This is a genomic window from Brevibacterium sp. LS14, from assembly GCF_012027885.1.
Classification (GTDB): domain Bacteria; phylum Actinomycetota; class Actinomycetes; order Actinomycetales; family Brevibacteriaceae; genus Brevibacterium; species Brevibacterium casei.
In genome coordinates, this window is record NZ_SJXG01000053.1 from 87,044 (window position 1) to 107,411 (window position 20,368).

Genomic DNA, 20,368 nt, shown 5'->3' on the forward strand with positions numbered 1-20,368 from the left:
TTCCCGCACAATGGGCCCATGACCGCGACACGGTCGTCTCCGGTCGTCCTGCTCGCAGGCGTCCCCGGGGCCGGCAAGACCGAAACCCTCAAGGAGATCCGGAGTCACGCCCCGTGGCTGCGGATCTCGGACCCGGAGTCGGTCCGTGATGTCCTGCGCCGGGTGCTGCCGTGGCTGCCGTACCCGGTGGCGCGGCCCTTCGTCCACACCATCGCTCACTTCGCGGCCCTGTTCCGTCTCCTCCGCCGAGGTGACCGCCCCCTCATCGTCCATGACCCGGGGACCCGCCGGTGGAGTCGGCGGCTGCTGCTGTGGCTCGCGCATCTGCGCGGGCGTCCCGCCGAGGCGGTCTTCATCGACGTCGACCGCGATGACGCTCTGGCCGGTCAGGAGCGTCGCGGGCGGATCGTGCGCGGACCGGCCTTCGACCGGCACTGGCGGCGGTGGACTCAGCTGCGCTCACGGATGGTCGCCGGTGAGCAGCCGGGACCGGGCGAGACGTGGGCCCGGATCGTCCTCACCACCCGCGACCGGGCCGTCGACGATGTGCTCGCCCTCATCGACCACGCCCCGCACTAGCGCCCGCGATTCTCTGGTCACTCCGCCGTGGCCCCCGCGATTCTCTGGTCACTCCACCGTGGTGCGGGTGCCCGAATCGGCTCAGCCGCCTCGGCGGAGTGACCAGTCAATCAGTAGGAGACTCGGTGCGGTGACCAGGGAATCAGGTTGGGACGACCACGGTCCTCACCGCAGCGAGCGCACCTCACCGTGACGAGCGCGTGTCTCCATCGGTGCCTCCGTCGGAGGCTGCCTCCGAGGCGGACGAAGCATTCCTCTCATCGTCGAGCACGTCGACAGACATGCCGGGCTGACCGACCGGCGGGGACTCGAGGGAGGAGCCCTGCGCCGAATCGTCCCGGTTGTCGTCGGTGACCGCGCTGTCCTCCCGCTCGCGTTCGCGCTCGGCGGCCTCCCGCGCGTGATCGGGTTCGATGTCGTCGACCGTCTCGGCGTCGGCCTCGGCGCGCTCCGCCTCCTTCGCCTCGGCCGCCCGCTTCACAGCGGTGTCCGGAGCCTGCTCGGTGCCGGACCGATCGGCGGGACCAGCGTCATCGCCGACCTCACCGAGCCGTGCTTCCGGCACCGGTGGCGCTGCGGTGCCCGGGGTCTCGGAAGCCGTTCGGCTCGGATCCGATCCTGTGCTTGATCGATCAGGCCCGGCGCTCGGCTTCTCGTCGTCACCGGAGGTCACGCTCTCCGCGTTCGACTCCTCGGCCCCGGCGGGCGGTGCGTCCGAAGCCCCGGCGGCGGAAGAGGTCTCCGCGGCGTCCGAAGCCCCGGAGGCGGAGGTCGTCGCGTCGTCCGAAGCCCCGCTCGAGGACGGGGCCCCCGCGGACTCGGACGAGCTGTCGTCCCTGACCCCCGCCTCGGCGGCGAGGCGGGCGCGTCGATCCGCACGGGCCTGCGCGCGTTCCTCGTCGCTCATCCTCGGTGCTCCCGGGATGCCTTCGCGCTGGCTGGGACGCACGGTCTCCCAGATGAGGAGGATGATGACCATCGTGATGCCGACGATGCCACCCATGGACAGCGAGTTCCACGGTCTCGGCAGTGAGAAGATGCCGGTGAAGGCGTTGACGACGAAGAGGGCGACGATACCGACGATGAGAGCGATCAGATAGCGCATCCTCCCATTGTGCCCGTCGATGGGAGCGAATGCCGGGAGCCGGAGGTAACGGTTGGGCACCCCCACCTCGGCGAAGCAATGTGCCATGCGTCACAATGGGACCATGAATGCGATCTCCCGCCCCACCTACGACGATGTCATCGCAGAGATCTCCGCCGACCCCGGCGAGTACTGGCTCGAGCAGGCCAGGACGCTCATCGACTGGGTGAAGGAGCCGACGAGGGCCGTCGACGACTCCACCGCACCGATCTACCGGTGGTTCCCCGACGGCGAACTCAACGTCTGCTTCAACGCCCTCGACCGTCACGTCGCAGCCGGCCGCGGCGACCAGGCCGCCCTCATCTACGACTCCCCCGTCACGGACACCGTCCGCACGATCACCTACGCGGAGCTCCTCGACGAGGTCTCGCGCTTCGCCCGTGCCCTGTCCGACCGCGGCGTGGGCAAAGGCGACCGCGTCGTCATCTACCTGCCGATGATCCCCGAGGCGGCCGTCGCGATGCTCGCGTGCGCGCGGATCGGGGCCATCCACTCCGTCGTCTTCGGCGGCTTCGCCCCAGCCGAACTCGCCGTGCGCATCGACGACACCGCCCCGAAGGCCGTGATCTCCACCTCGGCGGGGGTCGAACGCGGACGGATCCTCGAGTACAAGCCGATGCTCGACGAGGCGATCGACCTGGCGGAGTCGAAGCCCGAGTTCACCGTCATCGTCCAACGCGACGAGCACCGGTGCGAGCTCGGCGAGACCGACCTCGATTACGCCGAGCTCCTCGCCGCCACCTCCGAGGGCATCGACCCGGTGACGGTGAAGTCGACCGACGAACTCTACGTCCTCTACACCTCGGGCACGACGGGCAAGCCGAAGGGCATCGTCCGCGACTCCGGCGGCTATGCGGTGGCCCTGGCCTACTCGATGCCGCACATCTTCGGCCTCGAGCCCGGGGACACGATGTTCACGGCCTCCGACGTCGGCTGGGTCGTCGGGCACTCCTACATCGTCTACGGGCCGCTGCTCGCCGGCGTCACCTCGGTGTTCTTCGAGGGCAAGCCGATCGGCACCCCGGATGCGGGCACGTTCTTCCGGATCATCGCCGACCACGGGGTCAACGTCCACTTCACCGCGCCGACCGCGATGCGCGTCATCCGCAAGGAGGATCCCGACGGCAGGCTCATCGGCCAGTACGACCTGTCCTCGCTGCGGGCCTCGTTCCTCGCCGGGGAGCGCCTCGACCCCGACACGTACGAGTGGACGACCCGGATCCTCGCCGAGGCGACCGGCCGCGACATCCCCGTCGTCGACAACTGGTGGCAGACCGAGACCGGCTGGCCGATCGCGGCCAACCCGCTCGGCCTCACGCGCTTCCCCCTCAAGGCGGGATCCCCGACGAAGCCGGTGCCCGGCTACGACATCAAGATCGTCGACCCCGGCGGCGCCCCGGTTCCCGCCGGCCAGGAGGGTCTCATCGTCATGAAGCTGCCGCTGCCGCCGGGGACGATGGCGACCGTGTGGGGCGATGACTCCCGCTTCGTCTCCTCGTATCTCTCGGCCTTCGACGGCTACTACCTCACCGGCGACTCCGGCTACCTCGACGAGGACGGCTACGTCTACGTCATGGGACGCACCGACGACGTCATCAATGTCGCCGGCCACCGGCTCTCAACCGGGGTGATGGAGGCGGTCATCGCCTCCCATCCGGCCGTCACCGAGGCGGCCGTCATCGGCGTCCACGACGAGACGAAGGGTCAGAGCCCGCGTGCCCTCGTCGTGCTCGGCGACTCCGCCGAGGCGGTCGATCCCGAGGAGATCGCCGCAGAGCTCGTGGCGATGGTGCGGAAGGAGATCGGTCCGGTCGCCGCGTTCAGACAGGTCGACATCGTCTCGGCGCTGCCGAAGACGCGTTCGGGGAAGATCCTGCGCAAGACGATGCGCGAGATCGCCGACGGCGCCGAGAACCCGGCCGTGCCGTCGACGATCGAGGACCGATCTGTGCTCGACGCCCTCGAGGACGTGCTCCGGCGCGGGTGAGGATCTGGCGACCGGATGACAATGAGCCCGCCGGGTGACTCCCAGCGGGCTCCTGGGCGGACGCTCGTCGGGCCGGGCGCGGCGGCAGGCCTCCGTCGATCTCCCACCGCCGCGTGATCGCCGTCAGTCCCGGGACTTCCTGCCCTGCTCGAACCCGGCGGCGAAACCGCGCTCGTAGGCCTCCTCGCGTCCCCGAGCGCCGGAGTCGGAGCCGCGCATCCATTGGGCGAAGAACTCACGCGGGTCGGGGTCGAAACCGCTGCGCGGATCGAATCCCCACCGGCCGCGCCGGCCGCGGCCCCGAGGCCCGAAGCCGTCGCGCGACCCGTAGCCTTCGCGCGACTCCCGGTCGCCGCGGCGGCCGAAACGGCCGTCCGTGTCGCGCTCCCCGCCTCGGCGGGACCAGCCGCGCCCGTGCCCGAACGCGGTGCGCGGATCGAAGTCGTCATCGTCGGCTGAGACGTGATCGCGGTGCTCGCCGTCACGGTCTCCCGGGTATGCGCGCGGTTCGGACCCGTGGGGACCGAAGCGGCCAGGACCGAAGCCGCGGTCACGCCCGAATCGGCGCATCCGCTCCTTGAACGCGCGGCGGCTCTCCTCGTCGCCTCCGAGTGCGTCGATGAGCTTCGTCAGCGTGGCGTTGACGGATTCGATCTCCTCCTCGGTGAGGATGTCGTCGATCTTCGCGCTCACTCGATCCCGCAGCTCCCGCATGCGGTTGCGCAGCTCCTCGTCGGACGCCCGGTCGGCGGGGTCCTCATCGGTCCACGCGCCGTCGTCGACGACCTCGTCGTCATTGCGACGGCCGTACCCGCGCAGATCACGCGGGTCGATGCCCGCGTCATCGAGAGCTCCGAAGAACTCCCTGCGCAGCGACCGACCGGCCTGCCTGAGCAGGTGGGCCAGGTGCGGGGCATCGTCGCTGACTTCGTGGTCGAGCGGCCGATCCTCGTGGTCGAGCGGCCGGTCCTCGTGGTCGAGCGGCCGGTCCTCGGACGTCGCCTCCCCGTCGGAGGGAATCGGATCCGCACCGTCCTCCGGCGCGGACGAGCGGCCGAATCGGACGGATCCATCGGTCGCCTCTGCTCCGTCGCCGGCTCCCTCCCGTCCGCCGTCACCGGCGGTCGCCGATGACGAGTCCTCGGGTGTCGCGGGCGACGAGCTTTCACTCGTGTCGTCATGGAGGTCGTCGCGGCGGTCGTCATGGTCATTCTCGTTGTGGTCGTGGGTGGTCATGTCATCTCCTTTAGTTGTCATCTGACATGTATATGCATAATGACATGCACCCTGAAACATGTCAACAGACATGTAAAATCGAGGCATGACGACAGACAGCTCCACGGAGAAGATCGCCGAGGCGCTCACCCGCCTCCAATGGCGACGGGGCTTCCGCGGTCTCTCCGGCCACGGACGACACGGCGACCACGGCGGGGGCCCGAATCCGTTCGGCGGCCCCAATCCCTTCAGCGGGGACGGCCCCTTCGGAGGACTCTTCGGCGAAGGAGGCCCGTTCGGCAAGGACGGCCCCTTCGGCGGGGACCGCGCCTCCGGTCGCGACGGAGACCACGGCCACCCAGGCCGCGACGAGTGGCGGGAATGGTCGCGCCGCCTCGGCGGCCGCCTCGGGGGACGTGCACAGCTGCGCCTCCTCATCGCCCTCGCCCAGGTCGGGCACGCGATCGGGGTGAGCGCCCTCGGGGAGGCGATCGGCGTCGATCAGCCGCGCGCGTCGCGTCTCGTCTCCCAGGGAGTGGAGCTCGACCTCGTGCGACGCGAAGCCGATCCCGATGATGCGCGGCGCACGCTCATCGCCCTCACCGAGAAGGGGCGGGCGATCGCCGACCGCTTCCTCGGTGCGCAGAGGGAGAGCGTCGATGTCGCGCTCGACTCGTTCACCGACAAGGAGCGCGAGATGCTCGCTGACCTCCTCACCCGCCTCGCCGACGCCTGGCCGAGGTGAGAGACCCCGACGGGGCGTTGAGCTCTCGGGTTCAGCCTTCGGCGAGAGCCTTGAGACGCTCCATCGATGCGAGCAGCGTCTCCACGGTCGTCGACTGGGCCCGCGGAAGGCGTTTGGGATCGCGCAGCCGCGTCCAATCGTAGGTCTGGCGCACGAGCACAGACTCGTCCCCGGCGGCCTCGATCTCCCAGATCCACGTGTGCCCGAGCGGAGGCTGACCGACCTCCGAGGGCATCCACACAATGCGGCGGCCCTCGACGAAGTCGACGACGTGGTTCTCGCGCTCGACGCCCTTCGTCAGCGTCGTCACGAACGATCCGCCCGCCTCGGTGACCCGTTGGCCCGAGGCAGCGGACCCGAGGTTGTCGTTTCCGTCCCACTCCGGCTGCCTGGCCGGGTCGGCGATGAGTTCGAAGACCTCGGCAGCAGGGGCGTCGACGGTGATCTCGGCGCTGACGACCTTGAGTGCGGGGTCGATCGCATCGAAGACCGCTGCATCGTCGGATCGGTTGGGGTCGGTCATCTCGGTTCCTTTCGGCCGGCGGCGCGGAATCTGCGCCCTGCCGTCAGACTACCCCGACCTCCGCCGAGGCGGTCCGGGCGTCGGCTCCAGAGCGCTCAGTCCTCGATGGCTCGGTCCTGGCGATCGGCGCGGGCGGCCGCGGTGCTGAATCGGGTGAAGAGCCTCGAGGAGTCGCTCGAGAGCGAGAGGAGCACGCCGACCTGAAGGGCGACGGTGATGAGCGAGTACATGTTCGTCGCGATGCTCCGATCCCCTGTGAGGTAGTTCGTGAACGAGATGACGACGGAGATCGTCGAGAGGGTGAGGATCCACAGTCTGGCCCGGTTGCTGCCGCGGAAGACCGAGATGGAGGCGATCACCTGGATGACGCCGATGATGAGGCTCAGTCCGACGAGGACGCCGGCGACGATCCGGGTGACGACCTCGGTCTCGGACGCTGTCACCTCGACGCCGACTCCGGCGACATCCGCCCGCAGGCGATCCCAGTCGAGGAGGATGCTGAGCACGTCGGTGGCCTGGAAGATGAGGAGGACGAGCACTAGGCCCGCGCCGATGAGCGTCTGCAGGGGTCGCCTGCTCCACAGGGTGCGGGCAAGGGCCGAGACCGAGTGGGCGTCCTGGTCGATCTGCGTGGCGTCGAGGGCGAGGTCGAGCCGTTCGGGGTAGTCCTCGGCATCGGTGGTCACCCTGCCGACGTCGACGATCGGCAGGTCACCGTCGGTGATGATCGCGTCGCCGCCGCCGTTGCGCGAGTGGTAGCCGGTCGAGAAGTCCCTGACGACGTCGACGCTGATCTCAGGGTCCGCCTCGGTGACGGTCCTGACGATGTAGTCGCGTTCGATGTCGGTGTTCTCCTCGATCTTGTGGGTGACCTGGAGGGTGAAGAGGGAGAGTCCGACGCTCTTGTCGTAGGTTCCTGCGGCGAGCCAGTCGGCCTGCAGTCCGCCCGGCAGCAGCCAACCCGACGGGCACTTCCAGAAGCGGACGTGATGGCGCTGCCCCGGATCGCCGTCGACTTCCTGCTGGTAGGCGAAGTCCTGCCGCCGACCGAAGAGCATGAGCGGGGAGACCGGCGCCTCGGGGTAGCTCGACCTCGCCACGGTCGACCGGATGATCCCCCACGTCGATGCCGCCGTGATGTCGTCGGCGAGCGTCCACCCTGCCGCCTTCATCGCGTGATGGATCTGCGCCTCCTCGCCCCGCCACGCGAGGTTGACCGGATCGCCGAGGAGTCCGTCTGAGGTCCGGGTCCGGCCGATGAAGTAGTTGGGGACGTAGATCTGGGAGAGGATGCGGTGCAGGCGCGGCAGCGCGAGGTAGGAGACGACCGCCCAGAGCACGAGCAGGGTGAGGACCTGCCACCACCCGAGGGAGAAGCCCTTGAGGAGGATGAGGAGGGCGAGGAAGAGGGAGGCGACGCCGCCGAAGAGGAAGAAGAAGTAGTCGAGGATGCCGGTGACGGTGAAGTGGTGTCGGCGGAACACGAAGGACTGCCGGCGGCGGTTGGGTCCGCGCTCGGGGGCCTGGCCGGGAGGGGGATCCGCGGAGTGGGCCTGGGGATTCATGGGTCAAGTCTAGCGATGTCGGCCGGTCTCGGCGCTGGTCCTTCTCCGTCGCCGCAGGGCCGCCTTCGCGGTCTCCGCGATCTCCTGCTCCGCATCATGGGTGAGTCCGGTGAGCAGGGCCTCGGCCTGAGGGTCCGGGATCTCGATGAGCACCTGGAGGACCCGGAAGCGCACATGGGCATCGGACGAACGCAGGCGCTCCCGCAGCGCAGCCATGATCGAGGCGCCGACGGAATCGCCGGTCGGTTCGCCAGTGTCCTCGCCGGTCGCCGCCCCTGCCCCGTCGACGACCGGAACCTCCACGCCGTCGACCGGAACCTCCACGCCGTCGACCGGAACCTCCACGCCGTCGACCGGAACCTCCACCTCGTCGCGGGACGGCGCATTCGCACCTCCTGCCGGGGGCACCTCTGCGAAGTAGCTGGCGAGCGCCTCGGCTGCGTCGATGTCCTTCTCATCGCTCATCGCGACCTCGAGGAGGATGGGCACCGCGACCGGATCCCGCATGTCCCCGAGCGCGAGCGCGGCGACCGTCCTCACCTCTAGGTCATCGTCGTCCAGCGCCTCCTGCATGGGAACCGCCACCGCAGTCGCGACCGCGACGTCATCCGCCGAGGCGGTCCTGCGGATCTCGTCGAGCGCGCGGATCGCGTTGCGCCTGACGGCGGGTTCGGCGGAGCGGAGTCCCGTGGAGAGCGGCACGACGGCGTCGGTGCCGACCTGGGCGAGCGCCCACCGCATCGCGCCGGCCGCATTCGGCACGGCTTCGTCGAGCACGGCGCGGGAGAGCGACTCGACGGGCACGCCGCCGTCGACGCCGCTGCCGAGAGCGGCCTTGTGGCGCTGGATGACGTCACGCGACTCGAGGGAGCGCATGAGGTCGATCGCCCCGAGCAGGCTCTCCCCGTCGGTGTAGCCCAGTCGCCGGATCTCCTCGAGGCGGTCGAGCAGTCTCCGCTCGGTCTCGATCCGCTCGTGTGCAGCCGCGATGAGGTCGGTGACGAGCGCCGAGGCGTCGAATCCCGGTTCGGCGAGGAGGCGGCCGACCTCGGGCAGAGACAGGCCCAGCCTGCGCAGACCTTCGATGTGGAAGATCCGGCCGATGTCGCTCGGCGAGTACTCGCGGTACCCGTTCGACCCCCGGGCACTCGGGGTGACGAGGCCCAGAGTCTCATAGTGGCGCAGCATGCGCGCGCTCACGCCGGACCGGCGCGAGACCTCTCCGATGCGCATCGCCACCTCGCTCTCCGCGCAGAATCCCGGTCCGCGGCTCCGGTGTCCGCCCCGGCTCACGCGGACGTCGCCACTCTCTCGGTCGTCGCGCTATGGTTTCGCGAGAGCACACAGCACTCTACTCGCTGGGCCATGACGGTCAGTGTCCTGTGCCCGACGGTTCGGAGGAAGGAGTCCGAGGCATCGGCCATGCGTCACGGTGGTCGAGCTTGCCCCTCTCGACCACCACGCGCATCCGACCGACCCTTCCCAAAACCGGTTCAGGCCGATGCCTCGGACCCCAGTGCGACCACGCGCTTGGCCTCGTCCATGGCGTGGGCGAAGCCGGCGTCGGGGTCATGGAACATCGCCACTGTCGCCAGAGCGTGTGTCCGCACTGTTTCTTCCTCTGCCTCCACCCTGCCATCGACCACTGACACGACTTCGTCGCCGAGGGCGACGAGTGCCCGGCTGAGGCTCTTCTGCATCTCGACATCACCACGCCCCAGCTGCGTGACCAGGGACGATGCAAGATCTCGGTGTCGGTCTCCCGGCACCAGCCGAACCGCGGCCCTCCACGCACTGCGGGCCGCCTCGGCGTCGGCATGGGCGATGAACCGCAGACCCGACACGGACGGGTCGAGGGCGACCCAGCCACGCGGGTCCCCGATCTTCGACAGCGAATGCAGGGCCTGGCTCTGGGCCTGAACGGAATCGGACTCGAGCTCGGCGAGGAGGCGGGGCACGACGAGGTCGGCGGGCAATCGGGTGAGCGCCCAGGTGAGCATGTCGCGGACGAAGAAGTCCGGTTCCGTCCGGCTGCGTTCGATGAGGACGTCGAGGTGGTCGGGGTCGGCGTGCGTTCCGATCGTCATCGCGGCCTGCAGTCGCTGCTGCGCACTGCCCAGCCGCAGAGCGCGGGCCACATCCTGCACTCCTGTCTCAAGGGATGCTCCTGCACGTCCGTCCTGCGGATGGTTCTCTGTCATGGTGTCCGCCTCCTTCACCTCCCAGTGAAGACCTTGACAGCGTGTCAAGGTCAAGGACGGCGGGGGAACTCGGCTCCGAGTCGGTCTACACTCGGACTCAGCGGCACCCCGTCGCCCGAGCGGACACCGTGGACCCCCGCGGACACCGTGAACCCGCGGGGACACAGAACAGGCGACCCGCTCCCCCGAATCGAGCAGGACACGGCTGAGGAGAGAACCCGTGGACAAGATCGATCTCAAGAAGACCCTGCCCGGCTACCGAGCGAAACGGGGGACGTTCGCGACGGTCGACGTTCCACCGATGAACTACCTCATGATCGACGGCCATGGCGATCCCAACACCTCGCCGGAGTTCACCTCGGCGGTCGCATCGCTCTATCCGCTCGCCTTCACGCTGAAGTTCCTCAGCAAACGGGAAATCGAGCGCGACTACGTCGTCCCGCCCCTCGAAGGCCTGTGGTGGGCCGAGGACATGAGCTCCTTCACGACGGCCCGGAACAAGGCCGACTGGGACTTCACCCTCATGCTCGCCGTCCCCGAGTGGCTCGACGGAACCCACGTCACCCGGGCCGCCGAGGCGGTCGCCGCCAAAGCCGATCCCCCGCGTCTCGGTGACGTCCGGTTCGAGACCCTGGTCGAGGGAACCGTCATCCAGACCCTCCACATCGGACCCTTCGACGCCGAGGCCGAGGTGCTCGCGCACATGCACGAGTCCGTCATCCCCGAATCGGGATACGTCTGGACGGGGCGCCACCACGAGATCTACCTCAGCGACTCCCGCCGGACGGCACCGGAGAGGATGCGGACGATCCTCCGGCAGCCGGTGGAGCCGGTACAGCCTCGGTGAGGCGCGGGCTCAGTCTCCGTACGTCCATCCTCCGGTCACCGCGCTCGGCGAAGGCTGCACCGTCTGCACCGATGCCGGAGGGTTGCTCACCTCGGCGCCGGAGTTCACCCCCGTGGACACGACGACGACAAAGAACACGACGGCGACGACGATGAGCATGACGAGGAACGCGACCCCAGCGACGAGGAGGCGGGCAAGCGGAGTGAGACGACGACCGTAGGGCATGTCCAGAGCCTACGGCGAGAACTCCGACTCCGGCGCCGCTGCCGCGTGGCAGTTCGGCAACACCGGGTGCCCGGTCAGCCCGGCTCCCACCGCGCCGTGATCGTTCTGTGACAAAAAGCATGGCGTGGTCACATTGACCCTTAAGTTTGTTGCATTATCGTTATATTCATGCCTCGACAGACACGACACCGCAGGGGACCCCGGTCCGTGCTCGTCGGTGCCCTGATCGGTCTCGGGGCAGCGGTCGCAGCACTGGCGATCGGTGCGGTCGTCATCCTCAATTCGCCCGTGTCCTTCGGCTCGACGACGATCAGGCAGATGCAGATGGCCTCGGTGAACCAGCTCAACCAGCAGCAGATCGACAACGCCCGCCTCATCATCGCCGTCGGACGCGGCGGCGGATTCGACGACGAAGCGATCCGGATCGCGCTCATGACCGCGCTCCAGGAGTCCTCGCTGCGCAACATCTCCCACGGCGACCGGGATTCCGTCGGCCTGTTCCAGCAGCGCCCCTCGCAGGGATGGGGCGATCCGTCCGAACTCACCGACCCGGTGTTCGCGACGAAGTCCTTCTACGGCATCAATCCCGAGATCGAGAATCCCGGGCTCAACCAGATCGAGAACTGGGATTCGATGACTCCGACGGAAGCCGCTCAGGCCGTGCAGCGTTCGGCGTATCCGAACGCGTACGGGCAGTGGGAGTCGCTCGCCGACGATCTCATCGGCAGTCAGGACGACGTGGAAGCGCTCCACTGACAGGCGCTACACTTCCCTGGTGAAGTTCACCAGCCCCCTCCCCATCACTGCCCTTTCAGCCGCCGCGGTCATCGGACTCGGCGGCTGCTCCGTGCTCCCGTCCTCCGCCGGAGCGCCCGACGGTCCCTTCCCGCAGACGATCGACTCGCCCTACGGGACGACGACGATCGAGGACGCACCGACGAAGATCGCGGTGGCCAGTCCGACCGACCTCGACATCGCGCTCGCGCTCGGTGCCGAACCGGTCATCGCCCCGGCAACCGGCGGCGATGACGAGTTCAGCCCGTGGGTGCAGTCCGCGCTCGAGGACTCAGGCGCCGAGGCGCCGCAGACCTACGACGGCACCGACGGCCCTGACATCGCCGCGATCACGCAGGCCGAGCCCGATGTCATCCTCGCCACCGGCCTCGAGGACGCGGGCGACCACTTCGACGACCTCTCCGAGATCGCGCCCGTCGTCGCCGCGGCACCCGACGCGACCTGGACGGACCGGACGGCAGCGGTGGCCACCGCCCTCGACACAGCCGACAAGGCCAAGCAGGTCGTCGGCGACATCACCACCGAGGCCGAGGACATCGCCGGTCGGCATCTCGAGTTCGAGGACACGACGTACACGGTCGCCGATGTGCAGAAATCGTCGATCGACTACCTCTCCTATGACGGCAGCGACGACAGCTTCTTCAGCGGACTCGGTCTCCTGCCCGCCTCGGCGGCATCGTCGTACTCGGCGGAGGAGCACTCGGTGAAGAAGGCGAAGGTCGACGACCTCGACGCCGATGTCCTCCTCATCCACTTCCCGGACACGGGCAAGGGGCTGCTCGACGAGTCCGACCTCGCCGACCCGTTCTACCGCGAGGTCAAGGTCATCCGCGGCAAGCACTACGCCGTCCTCAGCGACGACGAGTTCGCGGCCCTGACGAACCTCTCACCGCTGAGCTATCCGTGGCTGCTCGACGAGCTCCCCGACGCCATCGGCAAGGCCGAGCAGGGCGAGGCCTGAGCCCGACGTGTCGGTCCGGACGATTTGCCGAGCGCGAAGCCTGTTCCGGTAATCTCTATCCATGGCTGACTCTCCAGAATCCGTCCCGGTCAACGCCGCCGTCGAACAGCTGCTGCGCAATCCCGAGGACAATCTCGACGCCATCTCCGAGACAGCCGACCTCTTCAAGGCCCTCGCGACCCCGTCGCGGCTGAAGATGCTCCTCGTCCTCGCCCACGGCGAGGCGACGGTCACGCACATCGTCGATTCGACCGGGCTGTCCCAGCCGCTCGTGTCCCAGCATCTGAAGTTCCTCCGCGGTCTCCACCTCGTCGGGGTCAACCGGATCGGCCGGGAAGCGTACTACTCGCTCAAGGACGACCACGTCGCCCACATCATCCTCGACGCGCTCGCGCACACCGTCGAGGGACACGAGCACTGACGCGCTGACCCGGCGCACCAGTGATCCCACCCGGGGCGCTGACCCGGCGAACCAGTGATCCCACCTGGGGCGAGCGCCGCGCGCACGCCCGCCTTCCCGAATTTCCCGCGGCGGCGGAGACGTCACTTCATGTACTCGAGCACCCGGTCGAGCGCCTCGGCGGTGCGATCCGCTCCCACGGCCAGGGACAGTCGCACCGAGCGCCAGCCGTCCACGGAATCGAAGTCGTCACCGGGGGCGAAGGCGACTCCGGTCGCCTCGAGGAGGTCCTCGCACCACTGCGTGGCCGTGGCGAACCGGCCGCCCGAGCGCTCGAGGATGTCATCGATGCGCGCATACATGTAGAACGCACCGTCGGGCGGGGCCATGTCGGTGAACCCGAGCTCCGCGGTCGCGTCGAGGACGTGGTCACGGGCGTGGGCGAAGGACGCGACGTTCGCCTCGCATTCGGCGTAGGACTCCGGGTCGAACGCGGCGACCGCGGCGTACTGGGCGGGCACGGGCGCGCAGAGGGCGAGGTTGCCGGTGACGTTGCGGGCGGCCGTCGTCAGCCGCTCGGGCAGGATCGCCCACCCCAGCCGCCACCCCGTCATCGCCCAGTACTTCGAGAACGACGAGATGACGATGGCTTCGTCGTCGTGGGCGAGCGCTGTCTCCCCGCGGGTGCCGATGTAGCTGATGCCGTGGTAGATCTCGTCCGAGATCACCTGCACCCCGTGGTCGCGGCACCAGGAGATGAGCTCGCCGAGGTGGTCGGCCCCGATCATCGTCCCCGTCGGATTCGCCGGGGATGCGAGCATGAGGCCCTTGAGCGGGGCCTCGGCGTGCGCCTGCTCGAGGAGGTCGAGCGTCGGTTGGAAGCCGTGCTCGGCCCCGCAGTCGAGTTCGACGATGTCGGCGCCGAGGGCGGCGAGGATGTTCTTGTACGCGCCGTACCCGGGTCTGGCGACGGCCACTCGGTCGCCGACGTCGAAGCAGGTGAGGAACACCGTCTGGAAGGCACCCGAGGAACCGGTGGTGACCTGGATGCGGTCGATGGGGATGTCGACGCCGTACCAGTCGCGGTAGTGGGAGGCGATCGCCTCACGGAGTTCGGGGATGCCGAAGACCGCGGAGTAGCCGAGATTGGTCCCGTCGGTGAGGATCTCGGCGGCGCGACGCTTGACCGGAGACGGCGCACCCTGGGTCGGTTCGCCCAGGCACATCGCGATCGCGTCCCGACCGGCCCGCTGCATCGCCTGGACCTTGCCGACGATGTTCATCGCCGCGAACGGGCGGACGAGACCCGCCCGGTCGGAGACGTGCAGGCTGCGGGTGTCGTCGACGGTCATCGTCGGCTCCCTTCCTCGAGTGGCGGTTGAGCTCTCGGCGTGCCCGCAGTCGTAGTCAGCGGGTTTCGCATAGTGCACATGCTAGCTGTCGTGTGCCGGAGGGGCTTAGGGTGAGGGCGGATGGGCACGACCCTCCGCACACGACGACACGACTTCGACGGCGAAGGAGCAGGGACGATGAGCACGGAGAGCACAGGAGCGGAGACGAGCCGTGCGGTCGGGGGCGTCGGCGGCGCGGGCGGTGATGCGGGTGTTGGCGCCGGCGACACCGGGGCTGGCAGTGGCGCGGGCGACACCGGGGCTGGCAGTGGTGCCGGCGACACCGGGGCGACCGGCGAGGTGCAGCTCGACAACGGGATCTTCCGAGTGACGCGGTGGACGATCGAACCCGGCGGTGTCATCCCCATGCACCGGCACAAGCACGAGTACGTCGTCGTCCCTATGGTCACCGACACCATGCACGTGCGGAACTCCGACGGCACAGAACTCACCGCCGAACTCCAGGCAGGGGTCTCCTACACCCGTCCCGCTGGGTCGGAGCACGAGGTCTCGAACCCCGACGGCGAGGATGCCGTCATCTTCGTCGAGGTCGAGCGGCTGTAGGGGCTTACGGCGCAGGGGTGTGCGGTCATCGACCGGCGCTGACGCGCGTGTCGAGGACGCGCAGTGTCGATTCGGCACGCGGAAATCGACACTGCGCGTCCTCAAGTCGGTTGGGCACCGGCGGCGCGTGCCAGCCCGCGCACGCCATCCGCCCACTCAGGCAGGGACGTCCCACGTGTGGACAGGACGGCCGCTCGCCTGGTTCTCGAGGTAGGCATCCATCATTGCTTTGAGCCCCTCACGGCGCTCCGGCGAGTCCGGTCGGCTTCCCGGGGCGAGGTGGTCGAGCATGCGCAGCTGCCACGTCGCACCGTTCGCCCTGCCCGAGGCCCGGCCCTCGATGATCGACATGTACTCCTCGATGACGTCCTTGTCGATGTTGAGCCGTCGCAGTCCGCGCCGGGCCTGCGGGATGAGGACGTCGATGACGAGGTCGGAGACGGCGATGTGCCCGATCTTCGGCCACGTCACCCGGGCCCTGATCCCGTCCTTCGCACACGCGAAGAAGTTCTCCTCCGCCTCGGCGAAGGACATCCGGGACCACACGGGACGGTTCTCGCCGACGAGGAACTCGGCGAGCCCGTAGTAGAAGGCGGCGTCGGCGACCATGTCGACGGGCGTTGGGCCCGCCGGCAGCAGCCGGTTCTCGACCCGGATGTGCGCGCCGTTGTCACCGGCATCGTAGATCGGCCGGTTCCAGCGCCACACGGTGCCGTTGTGGAGATTGAGCTCGAAGAGCTTCGGGGCGTCGGCGTCGCTGAACTCGACGAAGTCCTTGATCTCGGGCAGCAGGGGCGGGAAGTAGCGGACGTTCTCCTCGAAGAGGTCGAAGACGCTCGTGATCCACCGCTCCCCGAACCACACGCGCGGGCGCACGCCCTGCGTGACGAGTTCGGGTGTGCGGGTGTCGATCGACTGGGTGAAGACCGGGATCCGTGACTCGTGCCAGAGCTTGTGGCCGACGAAGAGCGGCGAGTTCGCGCTCACCGCGACCTGGGCGGCGGCGATCGCCTGGGAGGCGTTCCACGCCTCGGCGAACTTGTTCGGCGCGACCTGGAGGTGAAGCTGCATCGACGTGCACGAGGATTCGGGGGCGATGTCGGCGAACTCCTGCCGGTAGGTCTCGCGACCGTCGAGTTCGATCTTGACGAACTCACCGCGGGCGTCGATGACCGAGTTCGACAGAGCCTCGTAGCGGTTCTCCTCCGTCATCCACGGGTCCTCTTTGAGGAACTGCGTCGTCAGCGTCGGAAGAGTGCCGATCGAGGCGATTCTGAGCCCCTTGTCGGCAGCGGCCCTCTGAGCCTTCGCGAGCCGATCGGCGACCCCGGCTTCGAGGGTCTTGAGTCCGCGCCCGGCGACCTGGAGGACCGGGTGGTTGAGTTCGAGGTTGAACCCGCCGATCTCGGACTGGTACTCGTCGTCGAGGTCGCCGAGGACGTCCTTGTTGCGCAAGCTCGGCTGGTTGTCCTCGTCGATGAGGTTGAGTTCGAGCTCGAGCCCGATCGTGCCGGCCGACTTGAACTCGGCATGCCGGAGGTAGGTGTCGAAGAGCTCGAGATTCTCCGCAAGCTTCTCGCGGTACAAGGTCCGCTCTTCCGGTGTGTACCGTTTCGAACTCACTGCCTCACCCATGCCTCAAGCAAACCACACACGACGGGAGTTATGAGGGGCCAGGTCCCGACTTTCTCACAGCCGACCTTTCCCCCACGTGTCCATGGCGATGCGGACGCAAGCGGTGCCCCGCACGCGCGAGCCGTAGAATCGGCGACATGTCGACCTCTGTGAATTCGCCCACTCAGCCCTCTGACCTCGTCCGCGACTCCGAGGAGCGCCTCCCGGCGATGCTCGCCGACCTCGCTCGCGTCATCGGCATCGAAACGCCGTCCTCGGACAAGGCTGCCGTCGCCCGCGGGGCGAGCGACTTCGCCGACCTCCTCCGTGAGCGCCTCGGCGCCGAGGCGGAGCTGCTCACCGTCGACGGCGTCACCCATGTGCGCCTGCGCTTCGGAGACGGGCCGCCGCGCGTCGTCCTCCTCAATCATCAGGACACGGTGTGGCCCCACGGGACGATCGAACGCCTCCCCTTCTCGACCGAGAACGGGGTGGTCCGCGGTCCCGGCAGCTTCGACATGCTCACCGGGGCGATCATGAGCGTCCACGCGGTCGCAATCCTCGCCGACCGCCTCGGCGAGGGCAGGCTGGAAGGACTGTCGATCCTCATCACCGGTGATGAGGAGGTCGGGTCCGTGAGCTCCTCCGATCTCATCCGCGCCGAGGCGGCCGAGGCGAATGCCGTCTTCGTCATGGAGGCGAGCGCCGACGGTGCGCTCAAACTCGAACGCAAGGGGACCGGGATCTACACCCTCGTCTTCCGGGGCCGGGCATCCCATGCCGGGCTCGAACCCGAGAAGGGCGTCAACGCGGGCATGGCGCTCGCGCTCACCCTGCCGCTCGTCGCCGGCCTCTCCGACGCCGAAGCCGGAACGACGGTCGTGCCGACGACGATCACCGCCGGCACGACCTCGAACACCGTCCCCGCCGAGGCGCGCGTGAGTGTCGATGTCCGTGCCCGGACCGCGGCCGAACTCGAGCGCGTCGACTCGGCGATCCGCGCCCTCGCCGCCGAACCGACGCTCGAGGGGTCGACGACCGAGGTCATCGGCGGCATCAACCGCCCGCCCTTCGAACCCGAGGCGTCGGCGGCACTCTTCGACCGAGCAACCGTGCTCGCCTCCGAGCTCGGAATCGCCGCCCCGCGCGGGGTCGCGGTGGGCGGCGCCTCGGACGGGAACTTCACTGCCGGCGACGGGATCCCCACACTCGACGGCCTCGGCGCGGTCGGGGACGGTGCGCACGCCGAACACGAGCACGCGGTCATCGCCGAGATCGCTCCGCGCACCGCTCTGCTCGCAGCACTCATCGCCGATCAGCTGGCGAAGTAGGCGACCCGCGCGCTTCTTGAGTGCCGCTGGGCGCTCGTGTGCGCCGGTGGGATCTCACTCCACGGGGAATCCCTCGGCCCGCAGGTCGGCGGGCGACTTCGTCGTCAGCAGCCAGTCCCGGAGGCGGGGATCGGGCACGATGCGTCGCCGGTGGATGAGACGGTCGCTGCCGACGAGATAGAAGCGGTAGCCGAACTCGTCGAGGACGGCCATGAGTTCGGCCGGCTTCGCCCGGTCCTCGAGGACCTCGCAGAGGATGTCCGGGCGCAGCACCGCGAGGAAGTCCCGGCCGTACCTGAGGACGTCGTTCTCCGCGCCTTCGACGTCGATCTTCATCGTCACCCGGGTCGTCCCCTCGGGCAGCTGCGGCAGGAGTTCGTCGAGAGAGGTGAAGCGCACCTCGACGCCGTCGGCGAAGTCCATGCTCGCGGCGTAGAACGACGGCAGCGCCGATCCCCCGTCCCCGGTGGGCACGCGCATCGTCGTGCCCGGTGCGCCGACGCCCGTCGGGTGGACGGTCACCCTCTCGCCGAGGTGGTTGCGCGCGATGTTCTTCTCCAGCCCGGCCACGACGGCGGGGATGATCTCGAAGGAGTGGGCGACGGCGGTGGGGTTGGCGGCGAGGACGGCCATCGTGAAGACCCCGGTGTAGGCGCCGATGTCGACGAACACCTCGGCGTCGCGGCTGAGGTCGACCATGAGGTCGAGGGCGAAGGCATCCTCGGGTTCGGTGCGCCGGCCCTTCCCCCAGTAGAACTCCTTGGCGATCTCGCAGCGGAAGGGATCGACGAGGACGAAGGAGGCTCCGCCGGCACGACCGGTCACCTCGGTGAGTCCGATCGGGGCGGGCAGCCGACCGATCCGGATGCCGGCGATGTGCGGGGCGACCGCGCGCATGAGCGGGTGGAGCAGCGGCTGTGCGAGGGCCGCCTTGACGGGGAGTTTGAGCCCGAACCATGACTGCTTGCGTGCGGTGAGACTCCGCAGGTAGTCGTTCACGGTGGGCCCCTCTTCGTCGTGTGCCCTCTTCGCCCCACCGTACCAATCCACGGCCCGGGGCACTACCGCCTCAGTGCCGGGGCATAAGGTGGTGACGATCACCTTTCCCTTTTGCGAAGCAGGAGCCGCGGCCGATGAAGCTCACGTCGATCACCCTTCACCAGGTGTCCATTCCCCTCGTCACCCCGTTCGAGACCTCGTTCATGCGGGAGACGGAGAAGGACTGCTACCTCGTCGAAGCGCGGTTCGACACCCCTCAGGGCGAGATCACCGGGTGGGGCGAATCGGTCGCGATGATCTCCCCGCTCTACTCCTCCGAGTACGTCGCCGCGGGCATCGACGTCACCCGGCGGTGGCTGGCCCCGATCCTCTTCGCCGTCGACGACCTCACGGCCGAGACGGTCGGCTGGCACCTGCGGCATGTCATCGGGCATCCGATGGCGAAGTCCGCGCTCGAGATGGCCGTCATCGACGCGCAGCTCCAGCTCACCGGCCAGTCGTTCAAGTCCTACCTCGGCGGGGTCGTCGACTCCGTGCCCTCAGGGGTGTCGGTCGGCATCCAGGACTCCGTCGAGGAGACGGTCAGGGTCATCGGCGGCTACCTCGACGAGGGTTATGCGCGGATCAAGCTGAAGATCAAGCCGGGCAAGGACATCGCCACGGTCGCCGCGGTCCGTCAGGCCTTCGGCGACGACTTCGGGTTCCAGGTCGACGCGAACGCCGCGTACACGCTCGTCGATGCCTCCCACCTGCGCCGTCTCGACGACTACGGCCTCCTCCTCATCGAACAGCCCCTCGGTGAGGCCGACATCCGCCAGCATGCGGAGCTCGCGAAGCTCATGGAGACCCCGATGTGCCTCGATGAGTCGATCGTCTCCGCCGAGGCGGCCGCCGACGCGATCGCGCTCGGGGCAGCGGCCGTCATCAACATCAAACCCGGCCGGGTGGGCGGCTACATCGAGGCCAAGCGCATCCACGACCTCGCCGCGGCCAACGGCGTGGCCGTGTGGCATGGCGGGATGGTCGAGACCGGGCTCGGGCGCGCGGCCAACGCCGCCTTGGCCTCGCTGCCGGGCTTCACCCTGCCCGGTGACATCTCCGGGTCGAATCGCTTCTTCCATGAGGACATCACGGAGGAGATCGTCATGCGCGACGGCCGCGTCGACGTCCCCGACACCGTCGGCTTCGGGGTGACGATCGACCCGGCGAAGCTCGAGAAGTTCCGCACCGAGTCGATCGAGATCCTCCCGGAGGGGTGAGGGACGGGCACGCCCGCCGCTGG

At 68.7% G+C, this 20,368-nt stretch carries 20 protein-coding genes; 10 read left to right on the plus strand and 10 right to left on the minus strand.

Annotated elements, in window-relative coordinates; genetic code table 11:
- The first annotated feature begins 18 nt into the window (after positions 1-18).
- On the plus strand, positions 19-579 hold the full coding sequence (locus EZE58_RS12155) for an AAA family ATPase (RefSeq protein WP_167560626.1): 561 nt from the start codon (positions 19-21) through the stop codon (positions 577-579).
- 184 nt (positions 580-763) lie between these two features.
- Here the strand turns inward: EZE58_RS12155 and EZE58_RS12160 are convergent, their stop codons facing one another.
- Positions 764-1,684, minus strand: coding sequence for a hypothetical protein (locus tag EZE58_RS12160; RefSeq protein WP_167560628.1), 921 nt, complete (start codon positions 1,682-1,684; stop codon positions 764-766).
- A 103-nt stretch (positions 1,685-1,787) separates the two neighbouring features.
- On the opposite strand from EZE58_RS12160, the gene EZE58_RS12165 reads away from it, so the two are divergent.
- Positions 1,788-3,710, plus strand: a complete 1,923-nt coding sequence (locus tag EZE58_RS12165) for an acetate--CoA ligase (RefSeq protein WP_167560630.1) — start codon at positions 1,788-1,790, stop codon at positions 3,708-3,710.
- Positions 3,711-3,833: 123 nt separating this feature from the next.
- Here EZE58_RS12165 and EZE58_RS12170 read toward each other — a convergent pair whose 3' ends face one another.
- Positions 3,834-4,946 (minus strand): hypothetical protein, encoded by a 1,113-nt coding sequence (locus EZE58_RS12170; RefSeq protein ID WP_063249574.1) that lies wholly within the window; start codon positions 4,944-4,946, stop codon positions 3,834-3,836.
- A gap of 85 nt (positions 4,947-5,031) precedes the next feature.
- Between EZE58_RS12170 and EZE58_RS17475 the strand changes: the two genes are divergently transcribed.
- Positions 5,032-5,670, plus strand: a complete 639-nt coding sequence (locus EZE58_RS17475; protein ID WP_167560632.1) for a MarR family winged helix-turn-helix transcriptional regulator — start codon at positions 5,032-5,034, stop codon at positions 5,668-5,670.
- A 31-nt stretch (positions 5,671-5,701) separates the two neighbouring features.
- Here EZE58_RS17475 and EZE58_RS12180 read toward each other — a convergent pair whose 3' ends face one another.
- The 4 genes from EZE58_RS12180 to EZE58_RS12195 all read right to left on the minus strand — a co-directional run bounded on the left by EZE58_RS12180 (position 5,702) and on the right by EZE58_RS12195 (position 9,959).
- Complete coding sequence (locus tag EZE58_RS12180; protein WP_205772257.1) at positions 5,702-6,193, minus strand: SRPBCC family protein; 492 nt, start codon at positions 6,191-6,193, stop codon at positions 5,702-5,704.
- A 95-nt stretch (positions 6,194-6,288) separates the two neighbouring features.
- On the minus strand, positions 6,289-7,758 hold the full coding sequence (locus tag EZE58_RS12185; protein WP_131248278.1) for an LssY C-terminal domain-containing protein: 1,470 nt from the start codon (positions 7,756-7,758) through the stop codon (positions 6,289-6,291).
- Positions 7,759-7,767: 9 nt separating this feature from the next.
- Entirely contained in the window at positions 7,768-8,991 is a 1,224-nt protein-coding gene (locus EZE58_RS12190) for a MerR family transcriptional regulator (RefSeq protein WP_205772258.1), read from the minus strand.
- 260 nt (positions 8,992-9,251) lie between these two features.
- Positions 9,252-9,959: a HEAT repeat domain-containing protein gene (locus EZE58_RS12195; RefSeq protein ID WP_227007222.1), complete on the minus strand. Its 708-nt coding sequence runs from the start codon at positions 9,957-9,959 to the stop codon at positions 9,252-9,254.
- 220 nt (positions 9,960-10,179) lie between these two features.
- Between EZE58_RS12195 and EZE58_RS12200 the strand changes: the two genes are divergently transcribed.
- Entirely contained in the window at positions 10,180-10,806 is a 627-nt protein-coding gene (locus EZE58_RS12200) for a GyrI-like domain-containing protein (RefSeq protein ID WP_101623409.1), read from the plus strand.
- 9 nt (positions 10,807-10,815) lie between these two features.
- Here the strand turns inward: EZE58_RS12200 and EZE58_RS12205 are convergent, their stop codons facing one another.
- Positions 10,816-11,031, minus strand: coding sequence for a hypothetical protein (locus EZE58_RS12205; RefSeq protein ID WP_101623408.1), 216 nt, complete (start codon positions 11,029-11,031; stop codon positions 10,816-10,818).
- 168 nt (positions 11,032-11,199) lie between these two features.
- On the opposite strand from EZE58_RS12205, the gene EZE58_RS12210 reads away from it, so the two are divergent.
- The 3 genes from EZE58_RS12210 to EZE58_RS12220 all read left to right on the plus strand — a co-directional run bounded on the left by EZE58_RS12210 (position 11,200) and on the right by EZE58_RS12220 (position 13,208).
- Positions 11,200-11,787, plus strand: a complete 588-nt coding sequence (locus EZE58_RS12210; RefSeq protein ID WP_205772259.1) for a peptidoglycan-binding protein — start codon at positions 11,200-11,202, stop codon at positions 11,785-11,787.
- A gap of 19 nt (positions 11,788-11,806) precedes the next feature.
- Entirely contained in the window at positions 11,807-12,787 is a 981-nt protein-coding gene (locus tag EZE58_RS12215) for an ABC transporter substrate-binding protein (RefSeq protein ID WP_167560636.1), read from the plus strand.
- A gap of 61 nt (positions 12,788-12,848) precedes the next feature.
- On the plus strand, positions 12,849-13,208 hold the full coding sequence (locus EZE58_RS12220; RefSeq protein WP_009378672.1) for a metalloregulator ArsR/SmtB family transcription factor: 360 nt from the start codon (positions 12,849-12,851) through the stop codon (positions 13,206-13,208).
- Between the two features lie 122 nt (positions 13,209-13,330).
- Here the strand turns inward: EZE58_RS12220 and EZE58_RS12225 are convergent, their stop codons facing one another.
- Entirely contained in the window at positions 13,331-14,539 is a 1,209-nt protein-coding gene (locus tag EZE58_RS12225) for an aminotransferase class I/II-fold pyridoxal phosphate-dependent enzyme (RefSeq protein ID WP_167560638.1), read from the minus strand.
- 120 nt (positions 14,540-14,659) lie between these two features.
- Between EZE58_RS12225 and EZE58_RS17235 the strand changes: the two genes are divergently transcribed.
- A complete protein-coding gene (locus EZE58_RS17235; protein WP_240941291.1) occupies positions 14,660-15,142 on the plus strand; it encodes a cupin domain-containing protein in 483 nt (160 codons plus the stop codon).
- 156 nt (positions 15,143-15,298) lie between these two features.
- Here EZE58_RS17235 and EZE58_RS12235 read toward each other — a convergent pair whose 3' ends face one another.
- The gene (locus tag EZE58_RS12235) at positions 15,299-16,729 is read right to left on the minus strand and encodes a glutamate-cysteine ligase family protein (protein WP_231882202.1); all 1,431 of its coding nucleotides are present in this window, start codon (positions 16,727-16,729) and stop codon (positions 15,299-15,301) included.
- Between the two features lie 185 nt (positions 16,730-16,914).
- Between EZE58_RS12235 and EZE58_RS12240 the strand changes: the two genes are divergently transcribed.
- Entirely contained in the window at positions 16,915-18,087 is a 1,173-nt protein-coding gene (locus EZE58_RS12240; protein ID WP_197464176.1) for a M20 family metallopeptidase, read from the plus strand.
- A gap of 54 nt (positions 18,088-18,141) precedes the next feature.
- On the opposite strand, the gene EZE58_RS12245 is transcribed toward EZE58_RS12240, so the two are convergent.
- Positions 18,142-19,086, minus strand: a complete 945-nt coding sequence (locus EZE58_RS12245) for an FkbM family methyltransferase (RefSeq protein WP_167560639.1) — start codon at positions 19,084-19,086, stop codon at positions 18,142-18,144.
- Between the two features lie 134 nt (positions 19,087-19,220).
- Between EZE58_RS12245 and menC the strand changes: the two genes are divergently transcribed.
- Positions 19,221-20,345, plus strand: a complete 1,125-nt coding sequence (gene menC, locus EZE58_RS12250; RefSeq protein WP_167560641.1) for an o-succinylbenzoate synthase — start codon at positions 19,221-19,223, stop codon at positions 20,343-20,345.
- Positions 20,346-20,368: the final 23 nt, after the last annotated feature.

What these genes read in the sequence shown, in the direction of transcription:
- EZE58_RS12155 (WP_167560626.1), top strand. Translation starts at nt 19, where the DNA reads ATGACCGCGACACGGTCGTCTCCGGTCGTCCTGCTCGCAGGCGTCCCC.
- EZE58_RS12160 (WP_167560628.1), bottom strand. Translation starts at nt 1,684, where the DNA reads ATGCGCTATCTGATCGCTCTCATCGTCGGTATCGTCGCCCTCTTCGTC.
- EZE58_RS12165 (WP_167560630.1), top strand. Translation starts at nt 1,788, where the DNA reads ATGAATGCGATCTCCCGCCCCACCTACGACGATGTCATCGCAGAGATC.
- EZE58_RS12170 (WP_063249574.1), bottom strand. Translation starts at nt 4,946, where the DNA reads ATGACCACCCACGACCACAACGAGAATGACCATGACGACCGCCGCGAC.
- EZE58_RS17475 (WP_167560632.1), top strand. Translation starts at nt 5,032, where the DNA reads ATGACGACAGACAGCTCCACGGAGAAGATCGCCGAGGCGCTCACCCGC.
- EZE58_RS12180 (WP_205772257.1), bottom strand. Translation starts at nt 6,193, where the DNA reads ATGACCGACCCCAACCGATCCGACGATGCAGCGGTCTTCGATGCGATC.
- EZE58_RS12185 (WP_131248278.1), bottom strand. Translation starts at nt 7,758, where the DNA reads ATGAATCCCCAGGCCCACTCCGCGGATCCCCCTCCCGGCCAGGCCCCC.
- EZE58_RS12190 (WP_205772258.1), bottom strand. Translation starts at nt 8,991, where the DNA reads ATGCGCATCGGAGAGGTCTCGCGCCGGTCCGGCGTGAGCGCGCGCATG.
- EZE58_RS12195 (WP_227007222.1), bottom strand. Translation starts at nt 9,959, where the DNA reads ATGACAGAGAACCATCCGCAGGACGGACGTGCAGGAGCATCCCTTGAG.
- EZE58_RS12205 (WP_101623408.1), bottom strand. Translation starts at nt 11,031, where the DNA reads ATGCCCTACGGTCGTCGTCTCACTCCGCTTGCCCGCCTCCTCGTCGCT.
- EZE58_RS12210 (WP_205772259.1), top strand. Translation starts at nt 11,200, where the DNA reads ATGCCTCGACAGACACGACACCGCAGGGGACCCCGGTCCGTGCTCGTC.
- EZE58_RS12220 (WP_009378672.1), top strand. Translation starts at nt 12,849, where the DNA reads ATGGCTGACTCTCCAGAATCCGTCCCGGTCAACGCCGCCGTCGAACAG.
- EZE58_RS12225 (WP_167560638.1), bottom strand. Translation starts at nt 14,539, where the DNA reads ATGACCGTCGACGACACCCGCAGCCTGCACGTCTCCGACCGGGCGGGT.
- EZE58_RS17235 (WP_240941291.1), top strand. Translation starts at nt 14,660, where the DNA reads ATGGGCACGACCCTCCGCACACGACGACACGACTTCGACGGCGAAGGA.
- EZE58_RS12240 (WP_197464176.1), top strand. Translation starts at nt 16,915, where the DNA reads ATGTCGACCTCTGTGAATTCGCCCACTCAGCCCTCTGACCTCGTCCGC.
- menC (WP_167560641.1), top strand. Translation starts at nt 19,221, where the DNA reads ATGAAGCTCACGTCGATCACCCTTCACCAGGTGTCCATTCCCCTCGTC.